14 protein-coding genes and 1 other annotated feature are annotated in these 14,258 nt (G+C 50.8%); of the genes, 10 read left to right on the forward strand and 4 right to left on the reverse strand.

All coding sequences use genetic code 11. The features are described from left to right. The first annotated feature begins 42 nt into the window (after positions 1 to 42). Together RBH76_00405 and RBH76_00410 are read left to right on the forward strand one after the other, a co-directional pair. Complete coding sequence (locus tag RBH76_00405) at positions 43 to 1,098, forward strand: G5 domain-containing protein (protein ID WMJ83920.1); 1,056 nt, start codon at positions 43 to 45, stop codon at positions 1,096 to 1,098. A gap of 369 nt (positions 1,099 to 1,467) precedes the next feature. After that, positions 1,468 to 2,238, forward strand: coding sequence for a peptidylprolyl isomerase (locus tag RBH76_00410; protein ID WMJ85173.1), 771 nt, complete (start codon positions 1,468 to 1,470; stop codon positions 2,236 to 2,238). 324 nt (positions 2,239 to 2,562) lie between these two features. Here the strand turns inward: RBH76_00410 and RBH76_00415 are convergent, their stop codons facing one another. Then, complete coding sequence (locus tag RBH76_00415) at positions 2,563 to 4,344, reverse strand: N-acetylmuramoyl-L-alanine amidase (GenBank protein ID WMJ83921.1); 1,782 nt, start codon at positions 4,342 to 4,344, stop codon at positions 2,563 to 2,565. Positions 4,345 to 4,633: 289 nt separating this feature from the next. Here RBH76_00415 and RBH76_00420 point away from each other — a divergent pair, with 289 nt between their 5' ends. The 8 genes from RBH76_00420 to RBH76_00455 all read left to right on the forward strand — a co-directional run bounded on the left by RBH76_00420 (position 4,634) and on the right by RBH76_00455 (position 11,714). Beyond that, positions 4,634 to 5,560 carry a DMT family transporter gene (locus RBH76_00420; protein ID WMJ83922.1) on the forward strand — a complete coding sequence of 309 codons (927 nt, stop codon included), beginning with the start codon at positions 4,634 to 4,636 and terminating at the stop codon, positions 5,558 to 5,560. A gap of 57 nt (positions 5,561 to 5,617) precedes the next feature. After that, positions 5,618 to 5,860: a binding site (T-box leader), on the forward strand. Between the two features lie 48 nt (positions 5,861 to 5,908). After that, entirely contained in the window at positions 5,909 to 6,652 is a 744-nt protein-coding gene (locus tag RBH76_00425) for an ATP-binding cassette domain-containing protein (GenBank protein ID WMJ83923.1), read from the forward strand. Further along, positions 6,649 to 7,317, forward strand: coding sequence for a methionine ABC transporter permease (locus RBH76_00430; GenBank protein ID WMJ83924.1), 669 nt, complete (start codon positions 6,649 to 6,651; stop codon positions 7,315 to 7,317). Before RBH76_00425 ends, RBH76_00430 begins: the two co-directional genes overlap by 4 nt. Before the next feature lie 113 nt (positions 7,318 to 7,430). Next, positions 7,431 to 8,294, forward strand: coding sequence for a MetQ/NlpA family ABC transporter substrate-binding protein (locus tag RBH76_00435; protein WMJ83925.1), 864 nt, complete (start codon positions 7,431 to 7,433; stop codon positions 8,292 to 8,294). A gap of 108 nt (positions 8,295 to 8,402) precedes the next feature. Next, a complete protein-coding gene (locus RBH76_00440) occupies positions 8,403 to 9,236 on the forward strand; it encodes a phosphate ABC transporter substrate-binding protein (GenBank protein WMJ83926.1) in 834 nt (277 codons plus the stop codon). Continuing rightward, the gene (locus RBH76_00445) at positions 9,233 to 10,099 is read left to right on the forward strand and encodes an ABC transporter permease subunit (GenBank protein WMJ83927.1); all 867 of its coding nucleotides are present in this window, start codon (positions 9,233 to 9,235) and stop codon (positions 10,097 to 10,099) included. Before RBH76_00440 ends, RBH76_00445 begins: the two co-directional genes overlap by 4 nt. Positions 10,100 to 10,116: 17 nt before the next feature. Further along, positions 10,117 to 10,962: an ABC transporter permease subunit gene (locus RBH76_00450; GenBank protein WMJ83928.1), complete on the forward strand. Its 846-nt coding sequence runs from the start codon at positions 10,117 to 10,119 to the stop codon at positions 10,960 to 10,962. Positions 10,963 to 10,967: 5 nt separating this feature from the next. Continuing rightward, positions 10,968 to 11,714 carry a phosphate ABC transporter ATP-binding protein gene (locus RBH76_00455; protein ID WMJ83929.1) on the forward strand — a complete coding sequence of 249 codons (747 nt, stop codon included), beginning with the start codon at positions 10,968 to 10,970 and terminating at the stop codon, positions 11,712 to 11,714. A 185-nt stretch (positions 11,715 to 11,899) separates the two neighbouring features. Here RBH76_00455 and RBH76_00460 read toward each other — a convergent pair whose 3' ends face one another. The 3 genes from RBH76_00460 to RBH76_00470 all read right to left on the reverse strand — a co-directional run bounded on the left by RBH76_00460 (position 11,900) and on the right by RBH76_00470 (position 14,256). Further along, positions 11,900 to 12,796: a hypothetical protein gene (locus tag RBH76_00460; protein ID WMJ83930.1), complete on the reverse strand. Its 897-nt coding sequence runs from the start codon at positions 12,794 to 12,796 to the stop codon at positions 11,900 to 11,902. A gap of 174 nt (positions 12,797 to 12,970) precedes the next feature. After that, complete coding sequence (locus RBH76_00465; protein WMJ83931.1) at positions 12,971 to 13,507, reverse strand: 2-oxoacid:acceptor oxidoreductase family protein; 537 nt, start codon at positions 13,505 to 13,507, stop codon at positions 12,971 to 12,973. After that, complete coding sequence (locus tag RBH76_00470) at positions 13,504 to 14,256, reverse strand: thiamine pyrophosphate-dependent enzyme (protein ID WMJ83932.1); 753 nt, start codon at positions 14,254 to 14,256, stop codon at positions 13,504 to 13,506. Before RBH76_00470 ends, RBH76_00465 begins: the two co-directional genes overlap by 4 nt. Between the last annotated feature and the right edge of the window lie 2 nt (positions 14,257 to 14,258).

Here is a 14,258-nt window from a genome sequence, read left to right on the forward strand (position 1 = left end):
AAAACAAACTAAACCAAAATCTAAATGACAAAAGGTGAAACCATGACAGACGTAAAACGACGACTACGCGAAGTTGTGCAAGTGTTGTGCGACAGTGCAAAAAGTCGTGCGCTGTGGAGCTGCCTATTGGCTATTTCACTCTCCATGATTATTCTGTTGATATCAAAACAGATGAAGGCAGTCTACATCAGGGATGGGGAAGTAACGACGCTAAAATATACACTGAGCCACGAGCCACAGAAAATTCTCAATGATAGTGGAATTGTTACAATGGCATGTGACATTGTAGACTTTTCGGGCTTTGAAGGCAAAATGGGCGTCATTAACATCACTCGCGCTTTCCCTGTTACCATTCAGGTAGACGGCAAGGTCAGCGCGCTGATGACCACCGACATCACGGTGGGGCAGTTGCTTCGGCAGCAGGATATTACGCTAGGTGAATTTGATGAGATTAATATTTCGCCTGTGCTTTATTTATCCCCAAACGACAATATTATCATCAAACGGGTGCAGCTGACCACAACAGTCGTGCACGAACCCATTCCCTATGAAGTGGAATACAAGGAGAATAGCCTGATCCGAAAGGGTCGATCCCGCACGCTGATTAATGGGCAGAACGGCGAACGCGCCATCACCTATGTTGACCGCATTGTAGACGGTGTTCTACATGCGCGTGAACAGCGTGAGATGGTTGTAACCCGTCAACCTGTCACGCAGCTGGTGCTGCGCGGAACTTCTGATCCAGTTTCTGATCTGGACTTTGGTATTCCGCTTGATGCCAACGGTGTGCCGGTACGGTACAAAAAGGTGCTCACAAACCAGATATGTACCGGGTACAGCGCGGGAACTGGCGCTTATGGTGCCAGCATGATGACACTGTACGATGGTTATGTCGCGGTGCGCGCTAACGAGATCCCCTACGGGACCAAAATGTATATCACTAGCCCAGATAACAGTTTTGTTTATGGGTATGCCATTGCAGCAGATACTGGAATAGGGCTGATGCAGAACGTCATAGACTTTGACCTGTTCTATGAGACCTATGTTGAAAGCTGCCTCAATGGGCGCAAATATCTCAACGTTTATATTTTGGAATAGCGACATGCCGCCCGGTTTTAAGTGCCGGGCGGTAATTATTTAAGAAAAGTCAAATAAAAAAACACATTGTTATCTGAATGGGCTTTGCAGCAGATATATATTCATAAATTTTATCAAAAATAGTCATTGGTAAAAGGGTAGCATTGTGATAAAATAACGACGGTTAAAATAACAATTTAAGGTGGTACGACGATGAAATTTAAACGAATGACGGCACTAATGGCGGCGTTTTGTATAGTGCTTGCAGGCTGCGGCGGCGGATCTTCGAGTGAGGCGCAGCAGCCCTCTGATGCTGAATCTTCAGCGGCGGAAAGCAACGGCGACAATACGGGCATTTCTAATGTTGAAAACACATGGGAAGCCGGTTATTTGCCCCAGTTTGAAGCACCTGAGAGCGGCACACCTATTGTAACGCTACACACGTCGATGGGCGACATCAAGATGATGCTGTTCCCGCAGGCGGCTCCCAAGGCGGTGGAGAATTTTGTGCAGCACTGCAAGGACGGCTATTATGATGGTGTCACCTTTCACCGTGTCATCGAAGATTTCATGATTCAGGGTGGTGACCCCAAAGGGAATGGCACCGGTGGTGAGAGTATCTGGGGCGAAAGCTTTGAAGATGAATTTTCGGACAACCTTTATAATTTCCGCGGTGCTGTTTCGATGGCGAACGCCGGTTACAGCACCAATGGTAGCCAATTTTTCATTGTGCAGGAGGACGCCACACAGTACCCCGACAGCGGTTATCGTGTCTCAGAAGAAAATGCCGAAGCAGTAATGCAGTACATTCTGCAAAATTCTGAATTTTACAAGGCGAGCATGCTGATGATGGAGAAGCAAAAACAGCCCAACGTAACCGATGAAGAACTTCAGGCCTATATTGAAGAGCTTAATTCAAATCTTGCTGCTATCAGAGATAAGGGCGTCACCGATGAGGTGCGTGAGAGATTTGCTGTTGCGGTGGACAAGTATATAGAGGTTGGCGGCCTGCCGTCGCTGGATTATAAGCACACCGTTTTCGGACAAGTCCTATCAGGTATGGAGATTGTTGATGCCATCGCCCGTGTAGAAACCGGCGAAAACGACAAGCCTGTAACCGACGTGGTGATTCAGTCAACATCGGTTGAAATCGCCGAATAAGTGTTAGAATAGCAATTAAAAGGCTTTTCGCCCGATGGTTGTGGGCGAATATCAAAAACTTCCGACTGCACACGATGCGCGGTCGGAAGTTTTTAATATAACGCGTAATAGCGGCCGTGCTCCAGAACTAGACGAATGGTGCGGAAAGGGAAGCACGTTACGGAAAAGCACGGGTGATTTGTGCGGCAATATGACGGCAAGGTCAAGGTATGATAAGGGTGTTTCTGATACGGTGAGGCAACTTTTTAGCGGCCAATAAAACCCGACCGATTCCGCTAAACGGAGCCGGTCGGGTTTTTTATGTAACATTATTAAGGGGTATTCTCAAGCTTTTAACAGGTTTAAAACGCCGTCCCCAACTGCCTGTGCGGTCTGATAGACGCCTTCCTTGCTGCAAAGGCTATCGTAGTCAGAGGGGTTGGTCATATAACCCATTTCCATCAATACCGAGGGTGCAAGCGAGTTGAGCGTCACACGGAAAGCGTAGTATCTCACGCCGCGGTTTGCCCTGCCTGTGTATGCTGTCATCGTGGACATAAGGCTTTCGCCTAACTTTTTGCCGATACCTTCATAGTAGTAAAGCTCAATGCCGGTCGCGTTACCACCATTTGCGTTGGCTGCGGTGGCGTTGCAATGAAGCGAAATGAACAGGTCGGCGCGCTCGCTGATGGCCGGCTGCATGCGCTCGTTAAAGCGGCTGTTGAGATCAAGCTGCGAGGGCAGTAATACAGTTGCGCCCATCGCCTCCAGCTGAATTTTGACAGCCTCGGCAGTGGCACGGTTGATCGCACTTTCAGTTGGCCCGGTCAGCTGCGCAATACCCAGCGCGCCCGGATCTACACTGCCGTGTCCGGCATCCAGAGCAACGGTGATTCCAGTAAGCGGCTTGTTCACGTCGCCGGACAGGACGGGGCGATATTTGCAGATGACCTGTATGCCCCCGTTAATATACTGCACGGCATGCCCCCAAAGTGTTGCGCCGGGCTTTAGCAGCAGTTCGATGGTGGTGGAGCCGTCAGCGTTTGCAGTAACGGTACTGCCGGAGAACAGTTTGCTTTCTGCTGTCGAAAATTCTGAAAGGCCGCTGGTGTTAAATAGCCTGACTACCAGTTTGTTGTCGGTCTGCCAACTCTGGGCGATGGCGCTGACGGGGCCGCTGAAGGTAAACACCTCCGACGTGCTTTCTGGCGTAAAGCTAACAGAGGAAATGGGGTTTTTGATGCTGTATTTGCCAACAAGAGGGGCGACGTTGGCGCGGCTGATCCAACCGCCCATTGAAAGTTGATAGTATGAATCATTGCCGCCGATAACGTTATCCACAGCGCCGAGTTTGGCAGTGGCGATATAGGCCCCGTTGGGTTCCTTGATGACGGCTGCAGAAACCTGTGTGCACTGGACGGTCAGCGCGTCACCCACGCCGGTTGTAATCAGTTCACCGGCAGAAGTTTTGGTGACAGTTTTGCCTTGATATGTCATGGTATAGGTCACATTACCCAAGCTCACGGTACCGTCGGCGTCCGGCATGATATATTCGCCGCGAAAACGCGCCGCAATACCGGCCTGTGCCGTCGCTGCAACCTGTTTAAGGGTGATGGTACGGCTTTTTACAGTGGCTGTCACTGTGGCGCCCGACGGTGCTACACATGAAAGTGAAACCTTATCGTTGACAAAATAGGCGTTATTATAAGAAGGGAACATACTTGAAACAGTGGTGGCCTGCGCCAAGGCAGACGGCGTATCGGAACGGGTGATATACACACTCACAGTTTCGTTTCCCTGATTAAATTTTACGAGGTTTTTTCCATAGGCCAGCGCAACATAAACGCCAAAGCTGCCCTGCTTGCCGCGAGTAGTAATTTCATAGTTGTTATTACCCATGTAGAGCGGCTGGCCGGGGTCACTGCTGCCCATGATGTAATAATAAGGAGAAGAGACGGTGATATCCTCAGCAGGTTTTGTAATTTGCAGCGTCTGCGGCACTTTCAAATTGACATGGCTGGTGACCGCCTCAAAGCTGCTATAATCGGCCGCTGCGGGCAGCGCAAGAGAGAATACCAGCGCCATTGCGCAAGATGCTGCGAACGCGCGCCGAACAAAAGAATTCATTGGTTGCTCCTTTCATGCCTGTGGCAGAAACATAATATGGGTTTGCTTCTATATTATAGCGTCATTTTGCGACCATTTTATTGCATTAAGTAAAAATAAAGTTGAAAAATGTATTTTATTTGTATAGAGAGGGTGAGTTGTAGCGCTCTAATATAAGGTTGATTTAAGCATTCTCAAATTCCGCAATAAAAACCTATAATTCGGCATGAATATGTCTGCAATTTCTTTGACTGATATGCCATAAGGTGATACAATGATTTGATGAGTAATGAAAAAGGAAAAGAGTATCATGAGAAGAGCAGCTATTCGCAGTGCCTTTAAAGATAGATGTGCCCATATGGGTGTTTCTTCGATTGCTATAGGCTTCTTGTTGGTTTCAGCATTGGCGTTTGCCTTGATGAGTACTTTTGTCAGAATGTCCGGTGATCTACCGACGCTGCAAAAGGCATTTTTTCGCAACCTGGTTTCGGTTATAGTGGCCGTTTATATGCTGCGCAAAGGCGGTAATGGTTTTTCGGTACAAAAACGCAACCGTCTGCCGCTGTTTGTTCGGGCATTGTCTGGCACCACCGCTTTAGCAGCCTGCTACTATTCTTTTGACCACATGATAATTGCAGACGCAACTATTTTAACAAAGATCGCACCGTTTTTCACTCTGCTATTTTCAGCGTGGCTGATGAAAGAAAAGGTGCGCCCTGTTGAGTGGGGGGCGCTAATGGTGGTTTTTGTGGGCTGCATTCTGGTGATTAAGCCCAGCTTCGATTTTGCAGCCATGACCCCTGCGCTGTTTGCCGCATTTAGTGGACTTGGAACCGGCGTTTCAGTGACGATGGTTCGTTTTTTGCAGTTGCGCGGAGAAAAGAGCGAAACCATTGTGCTGGCGTTTTCATCCTTTTCCTGTATGGTGTTTTTACCGTCGTTGCTTTTTGGCTATGTTCCGATGACTTGGGCGCAGTTCGCCTACCTGATGGGAGCGGGAACAGCGGCGACGATTGGACAGTTTTGTATGTCGGCTGCGTATAAGCGCGCGCCTTCACGTGTGCTTGCGGTGTTTGAATATTCTCAGGTATTGTTTTCTGCCGTGCTGGGCATGATCATGTTTGCACAGTACCCGGACGCTTATTCGCTGCTGGGGTATGCGATTGTCATCAGCGCTTCGGTTATGATGGCGGTGCAAAGCAAGCGCAATGGAGCGAATAAAACCGATCATGTTTAAAACAAAACAAAAAATCTATTGACAAGATGTAATTTCCGAGTATAATGATAGCATATTAAAAAGACGATGATGAGGAGAGTACGCTTGAGGCGCCTTGCAGAGAGTTCTTGGTTGGTGCAAAAGAACAGGCAATACAGGCGGAACATGGCTTCTGAGTTGCGTGGGCGATATGTAGTCCATGACGGGTGCACCCGTTATAGTGCTGTGCTGTAAGCATTTTGCCGCAGCAGAGAAGGCTTATTGCGTGAGTAATAAGCGAACCAAGGTGGTACCACGGAGTTTTGCCGCTTCGTCCTTGCAGATGTTTTCTGCAAGGACTTTTTTTATTGTGTAAGGAGCTTAGAACGTATGATAGAGATCATTGACCTTTGCAAAACCTTTGATGAAGTGACGCCCCCTGTCACCGCACTGAAAAATATCAATTTGCGGGTGAACAAGGGTGATATCTTTGGCGTTATCGGCATGAGCGGTGCGGGCAAAAGTACGCTGCTGCGCTGTCTTTCGATGCTTGAGGAGCCGACCTCGGGCGACATTTTGCTCAACGGCCGCAACACCGCGCATTTAAAAGGGCGCGAGTTGATTGAAGCTCGGCGCAGTATGGGGGTAGTTTTTCAGGGCTACAACATGCTGATGCAGAAAAACGTCTATGAAAATGTGGCGTTTCCGCTGACGTTGAATAAAACACCTAAAGCGGAAATTGAGCATACCGTTACCCGATTGTTGGAGCTGGTTGGGCTGGCCGATAAGGCGAAAGCGTATCCGGCACAGCTCTCGGGTGGGCAGAAGCAGCGCGTCGCCATTGCCCGAGCGCTGGCGACAAATCCGCAGGTGCTGCTGTGCGATGAGCCGACTTCAGCGCTCGATAGTTTGACAACGCGGAGCATCTTACAGCTTTTGCGCGACATAAACCGTGAATTAAACGTCACCATCCTGATTATCACCCATGAGATGAGCGTGGTCAAGGCGCTTTGCAACCGTGTTGCCGTTATCGACGAGCAGCGTATTATCGAGAGTGGTAACACACAGGATATTTTTGAGCAACCCAAAAGTGATATCACCAAACTGCTGCTGGGATATGAGGTACATATATGATTGATATGATAATAAAGTATTTTCCTCTGTTAGTAGAGGGGACAATTGACACCATCTATATGACGGTACTTTCCACGCTTTTTGCTTACATTCTGGGTTTGCCGATGGGAATTTTACTGTTTGTCAGCAAGCGGGGCGGCATCGCTGAAAGTCAGGGCTTTCACGCGGTTTTTGGCTGGATTATCAATATGCTGCGTAGCATTCCGTTCATCATTTTGCTCATGGCCATTTTTCCGTTCACCCGTCTACTGGTTGGCACTATTATCGGCAACAACGCGGCCATTGTTCCGCTGGTTGTCAGTGCGGCGCCCTTTGTTGCCCGAATGGTCGAGCAGTCACTTGAGGAGATTGATGTCGGCGTTATTGAGGCGGCGCGTTGTATGGGTGCGACCAATTTTCAGATTGTGACAAAAGTTTTGTTGGTTGAAAGCATCCCCGGTATCATTCGTGGATTAAGCATCACTACGATTACCTTAATCGGCTACGGCGCTATGGCAGGGGCTGTGGGTGCCGGCGGATTGGGTAAAATCGGTTACAGTTACGGCTTTCAGCGCTTTAACCCCACCGTTATGTACATGACGGTTGTGCTGCTGGTGATTTTGGTTTGCATTATTCAGGCCATATTTAATTTTGCAGCCGCTAAAATGGATAAACGTAACAGATAATTTCTGTTTACGATAGATAAAAAGCCCGATGACAAGAGGTGCACATCTTGCCTGAGAGCTGATCGGAAAAATTAATAGAAAAATGCAAGTGAACTTTAGAAGGAGAATAGAATATGAAAAAAATATTAACTGCTGTTGCAATCATACTGGCGCTTGCCGCCTGCTCTAACAGCGCTTCCAGTGCGCCTGCTGCATCCTCTTCCGAGGCTGCACCGTCTGAATCTGCTGCATCATCTGCGGCCGCCGCTGAAGCAACCGTGCTGAAAATCGGTGCGACCGCAGCGCCTCATGCCGAGGTGCTGGAATTTGCCGCACCCTTGCTCGAAGAAAAGGGTATTACGCTTGAAATCACGATATTCGACGACTACGTTCTGCCCAATACCGCGCTCGATCAGGGCGATCTGCATGCAAACTACTTCCAACACCAGCCCTATCTCGACTATTTTAATCAGCAGAACGGTACCGAGCTGGTCAGCGCCGGCAATATCCACTATGAGCCGCTGGGCGTCTATCCCGGAAAGTCCGCCGATCTTCCTGCAATTGCCGACGGTGCTCAGGTTGCTATTCCGAACGACGGCAGCAACGAAGCCCGCGCACTTTACCTGCTGGAAACGCAGGGTCTGATCAAAGTTGATCACAGCGTTGGCTATGAGGCAACCAAGCTTGATGTTACTGAGAATCCCAAGAAGCTTGATTTGGTGGAGCTGGATGCCGATAAGATTCCCGCTGCCCTTCCAGATGTAGATTTCGCTGTTATCAACGGAAACTACGCAATTGCTGCTGGTGTCAACGGCACGGTGCTGATTACTGAGGATCCAAACGGTGAGAGTGCGCTGACCTATGCCAATATCATCGCTGTCCGCCCCGAGAACAAGGACAACGCAGCGATCAAAACGCTGATTGATGTGCTGCACAGCAAGGAAGTCACCGACTTCATGCTCGAAAAGTATCAGGGCAGCGTTCAGCCCATCGCGTAAATATCAGCCTAAAATTAAAGCCCGCATCCGCCAAATCATAAGGCGGCTGCGGGTCTTTTCTATTTTTTGACCGAGCCGCATAACCATAATTAGACGGGGGTGGCGCAGGTGAAGAGGAAACGACGTGCTTTAGCAGTAGTATTTCTGTCTGTTGCAGCGGTTCTGGCTTGTTTTTGGTGGCCTAAAAGTGAACGGCAAAGCACCCGGGTAATCATCGCCGGGTCCACCTGCATGGGGAAGATGCTGGATGCGTTGTGCGAGGATTATAACGAGACCCACAATGGATGGGTGCAGCCACAGCTGGGCGGTACCGAACTCGGTCTGCTTGCGCTACGGCGGGGCGTGTGCGATATTGCCAGCTGCTCGCGCGCATTGACGCCAAAGGAGGCTGCCGGAATCGATAGCCGTTTGGTGGCGCTGGACGCCATCGCGGTGGCGGTACATCCGTCTAATCCGATTGCCAATATTTCACTTCAAACACTTAAAGACATCTATTCGGGCAAAGTTACCGACTGGGCGCAGCTTGATGGCGTAAGAGGGCCGATTGTCGTGATTGGGCGCGAAGCGGGTTCGGGTACTCGAAGCGCGTTTGAGGCCGCTATAGGGCTGACAGAACCCGCCGTCCACAGCCAGGAACACAGCGAAACGGGAATGCTGCGCATAGCACTGGCAACAGCGCCCGGGGCAATTGGCTATCTTTCGTTTGATTATGTAGACGAATCGATCAAACAGATTTCGGTTAACGGTGTAATGCCATGTGAAGAGAGTGTTCGTTTGGGTACTTACCCCATTTCGCGCGGTTTCTGGCTTTGCACACTCGCGGGGGAAAGCCGGGGACAGGTGCTGGAGTTTTTAGACTATACCACTGGTGAAACGGGGCGGCGGGTAATCGAGTCGCTGGGCATGCTTCCTGCCGAGCCGGTAACGGAGGCTCGGCTATGAGGCGGCGCGAAAAGGGTCGCCATATAAAATCCAGATTATTTGACGCCATGGTGCAGCTGTTTGCGTCATTGGGAATTGTAATGGCCGTAGCTCTCGTCGCCTTTCTGGTGATGGGTGCAATGCCCGCGCTGAGGCAGCTTGGAGCCGGTTTTATTTTTCAGGTTCGTTGGTCTCCCCAGAAGGAAGAATATGGCGTCATGGCGATGCTGGCCTGCTCGGCGGTGGCCTGCTGTGGTGCGGTGGCCTTGGCGTTGCCGATGGCGTTGCTTGGGGCGGCATGCACCAAAAATCTGTTCCCAAAGGGGCTTAGAAACGTGGTGCGCCAACTCGGAACGGTGCTGTGCGGTTTACCCTCGGTCATATTTGGGCTATTGGGGCTGACGGTACTCATGCCGTGGCTGTTAAAGCGGATGCCCCATCAGATGGCGCAAAGCGGCGGAGCTTCTCTGTTCACTGTCATTTTGGTGTTGGCGGCCATGCTGCTGCCAACGCTATTTATCGGCTGTCTTGACGCGCTGGAGCGGGCGGGGGAAAGGGTTGACGCCGCTTCGTTTGCATTGGGGGCCACTGTAACCCAAACGGTGTTTTGTGCCGAGCTGCCCGCTATCAGGCGCCAGATTATCAAAAATGGTACGGCCGGAATTCAGCGCGCCTTGTGTGAAGCGATGGCGGTGTTGCTGGTTTCGGGGAATGTGGTGCGAATGCCCGCGCTCTTTAAAAGCGCGCGGCTGCTGGCTTCCGGCATGGTGCTGGAAATGGGGTACGCAAGCGGGGTACATCGTGGGGCGTTGTTTGCTATCGGGCTAGTGCTGCTGGCTTTTGCACTGCTTTCAGAACGGCTGCTCAAACATCTGGATTCATAGAGTGCGGTGGTGACGAAATGTTTAGGCAATTAGGCGAATTTATGCGTGGGCTGCTGCTCGTCCTCTGTGGTGCAGGCTGCTTTCTTTTGATGGCGGCTGTCGCCCTGTTGGTGTTGCGATTCGGTTTGCAGGCGCTAGCAGAACAGCTTATAAACGCGCTTCGCGGTCATGCAACAGTGTCGATTGGTTTGACGGGGCTGCTACCGCAGATCATTAACACGGTGGTTATCTGTGGACTTTCACTGCTGCTAGCAATGCCGGCAGGCATCTTTTGCGCGGTCTATCTGTTGTATTATAGCAGGGGAAGCCGCGCGGCAGCAGTTGTAGAAACCATGCTCGGCGCGCTTAGGGCTGTTCCATCGGCGGTGTATGGTCTATTTGGTTTTTTGGTGTTTTCACAACTTATGCGGCTGCGCTATTCGGTGCTTTCTGGCATCCTGACCATGGCGGTGATGCTGTTTGCGGTGGCGGCGGGCGCGGCGCATTCGGCGCTGTCTGCCGTGGATGATAAGCTCTCGAAGGCAGCGCTGGCACTGGGGGCAACCAAGGCCGAAATGCTACTGGACATTGTCTTTTCCGCCGCAAAAAGCGGGTTGATGTCGGCGGCGGTGTTGTGTGTAGCCAAAACGGCGGGGGAGTCGGCGGCGCTTTTGCTCACAGCGGGCGTGGGCAAGGCGGTACCAACCGACGGATGGCTTCGATATTTCACCTCGTCGGGCGCGACGCTTGCCGTGGGGCTGTACCAGTCGGTGTTGGAGGGTGAGATTTCAGCCGCTTTTGCGTCGGCACTGTTGCTGCTGTTGTTCACTGGACTTTGCAGCCTGTTGTCATGGTTGCTGACACGTAAAAAGGGGAGGGAGTGAATGTCTTGGGGCTCTTGATCGACACGCTGTCGCTTTGGCGGGGCGAACGACAGATTTTAAAGGATGTCTACCTGCACTTTTCGCCCAGTAGCGCCACAGCGTTGCTTGGACCCTCCGGCTGTGGAAAATCCACGCTACTAAAAGCCATCAACCGCCTGCATGAGCAGGAAAATGACCTGCGTGTCAGCGGCAGCGTCCGGCTGTATGGCAAAGAGCTGTTGGGTAGCAGGGTCAATCTGCCCGATGTACGCAGGCAAGTAGGGATGGTGTTTCAAACGCCGACCCCTTTCCCGATGAGTATTGCGCAAAACGTAGCCTATGGCATTCGCCTACATGAGCGGCTACACGAAGATGACCTAAATGCGCGGGTGCGCAATGCACTCAAAAGGGCGGCGCTTTGGAATGAGGTTGCCGATCGTCTTGATCAAAGCGCACTGTCGCTTTCCGGCGGGCAGCAGCAGCGGTTATGTATTGCCCGCGCGCTGGCGGTGGGTCCGCGTGTGTTGCTGCTCGATGAGCCGACCAGTGCGCTTGACCCGCTTTCCACCCATAAAATAGAGCAGCTGATTATACAACTCAAGCGGGAGATTATCGTGGTCTTGGTGACACACAACCCAACACAGGCGCTACGCTGCTGCAATGATGCCGCTGTGCTAATCAACGGGCAGGTTTGTGAACAGGGCAGGGTTGAGCAGGTGATCAGCGCACCGCGCAGCAAAGAAGCCCAGCAGTTTTTGCAGCAACGCACATAATCCCAAATTAAACATGTTAATCTTGTAAAGTAGCGCGCCATCACAATACGTTTAAAACATATTGTAGTGGCGCGCTTATCTAGCCTTGTTCCAATGTGGTATGCTTTTGGTGAACAACTGCCTTTATCATCGCTTGCGTGACGTATCTCAATTTAAGCCATCATCTTGGCAGCTTAAACGTACTGTCAGTGATATTCTGCTGAGGAATCGTACAGGACAACGCCGTTTTTATCGAGAATCACCATTTCATCCCACCAGTCCCTTTCCCCAAAGTCCGGAGAAGTGGCGTCTGCACCTATAATTTTGCGGTCAATAATGGTGCGATAAGTCAGGCCGTAGCTATCTGTAGCCACCACGGCGGTCTCATAGATGTGGTTTGCTTCAAACATGATTTCTACCTTATAATCGACAGATTGGCTTTGCTGGGCTGGCTTTAGCGTAAGCTCCTGCAAAAGCGTGTCATTATCGGTGGTGACAATTTTAAGTGACGTCACGGCACTACTTTTAGGTGTTCTAATGTCGATATCCACCTTGCCGTTAAGGGTGTATTTACCGTTGTAGTGCTCAAAAGTGCTACTGCCGATATTTTGGGCATGCAGCGTTAAGAGCGCATCTTCAAAAGGCCACTGGTCAGTACTCAACCTCTGACTACGCTGGTTGCCTTCAGATTCAAAGGTGATATAGGCCTCAAGGGAATTAAATAGATCAACAGGAATTTCACCGCTGAAATTGACACCATCACGAGTCATTGGCACGGATATGCCGTTGACGGTGAGCGTGGCAATGGTGTCGGCATGAACTTCTTTAGGCACAACCGACGCCACAAGCAAAATAGTCATACTTTCTGGGTCAAGTGCTCCAAACGACCAATTGGCGCCGTCAAAGATGCTGGCCTGCCTTTCCAGCGTGCTGGAAACATTGTAGCTGATGCTTCGAACATCATTTTGCATCTGGCTGAGATGGCTTGACATAGATGACCGCAAATTTTCAATGTTTTTTCCCAAAGCCATTGTGTTAGCCAATAAAATAAGGTTTAATAGTACCATTAACCCCAAGACGACAGCAGTTGCGTTTTTTTTCATTATAAACTCCTTAACAGCATTCCGTATTAGCGCCAGCCATGATGTTTGCCATTTATGAGGTGCTATCCCCAGGCAAAGTAACCGATTCGAGGTTATCTTATCATATAACGGTTATTTTTGCACGAAAAAAGCGACCCTTCGGCCGCTTTTTCCGGATGTCATAAGGAGGGAGCACTACTTAATGCAGGCAGCACCTGCGGACATGGCTTTAACATTGATATCGATTAGCTTTTGCTTAGGTCCATGGAAAATATGCCTGAGCATTTCATAAACCGTCTCGACCTTTAGCGCTTTCGTAGCCTCTAAGTAAGCGCCCAGCATGGCCATGTTGGACACCTTGGCGTTGCCTAGATCTGAGGCGATCTCCACGCAGGGGATATAGTAGGTCTTGACGTCGGATCGGGTGGTTTTAATATCCACAATAGAGCTGTTAATCAGAATAATGCCGTTAGGCTGTACCGCAGACTCAAATTTTAAAAGTGAGGGTTTGCTCATTGCAATGAGTTCGGTCGGGTTGATGACAACCGGTGAACCGACCGGCTTATCAGAAAGCACAACGCAGCAATTTGCCGTGCCGCCGCGCATTTCAGGCCCGTAAGAAGGCAACCAAGATACATGAAGATTTTCAGCAAGACCCGCCTCGGTCATGGTTTTGCCGATGGCCATAACGCCTTGGCCGCCGAATCCAGCGATAATAATTTCTCTGGTCATACCACAGCCACCTCCCGGATGTCCTTGACTACGCCGAGCGGATAGACAGGGATCATATTCTCCTCCAACCATTTGACTGCTTCGAGCGGCGTTTTGCCCCAGTTGGTGGGACAGGCCGCAAGCACTTCAACAAAGGTGAAGCCGGCGTTTTGCATCTGCAGTTCAAACGCGGTTTTAATTGCCTTTTTTGCTTTGTTCAGGTTGGGGATATTATCAACCGCCACGCGGGCGACATAGGCGGCGCCGTCGAGTGTGCCGAGCATCTCGCTCATCCGAATCGGCGAACCGCAGTGTGCTTTGTCACGCCCTAAGGGCGCGGTGGTCGCTTTTTGCCCGACAAGGGTGGTGGGGGCCATCTGGCCACCGGTCATGCCATAAATGGCGTTGTTAATAAAGATGGTGGTGAACTTTTCGCCCCGCGCTGCTGCATGGACAATCTCAGCCATGCCGATGGAGGCAAGGTCGCCGTCACCCTGATAGGTGAAGACGGCCGCTTCAGGCAGTACGCGCTTGATGCCGGTGGCAACCGCCGGGGCGCGCCCGTGTGAAGCCTCTTGCATGTCGCAAGCGAAATAGTCATAGGCGAAAACCGAGCAACCCACCGGGCTGATGCCCACCGCCTTTTCGGTTAGATTTAGCTCTTCCAGCACCTCGGCCACCAGCTTGTGCACAATACCGTGGGAACATCCCGGGCAGTAGTGCAGCTCTTTGTCGGTTAAAGCCTTGGACTTTTCATAAATGATTGCCATAC

It is taken from the genome of Oscillospiraceae bacterium MB24-C1 (assembly GCA_030913685.1).
In the GTDB taxonomy this organism is placed as follows: Bacteria; Bacillota; Clostridia; order Oscillospirales; family Ruminococcaceae; genus Yanshouia.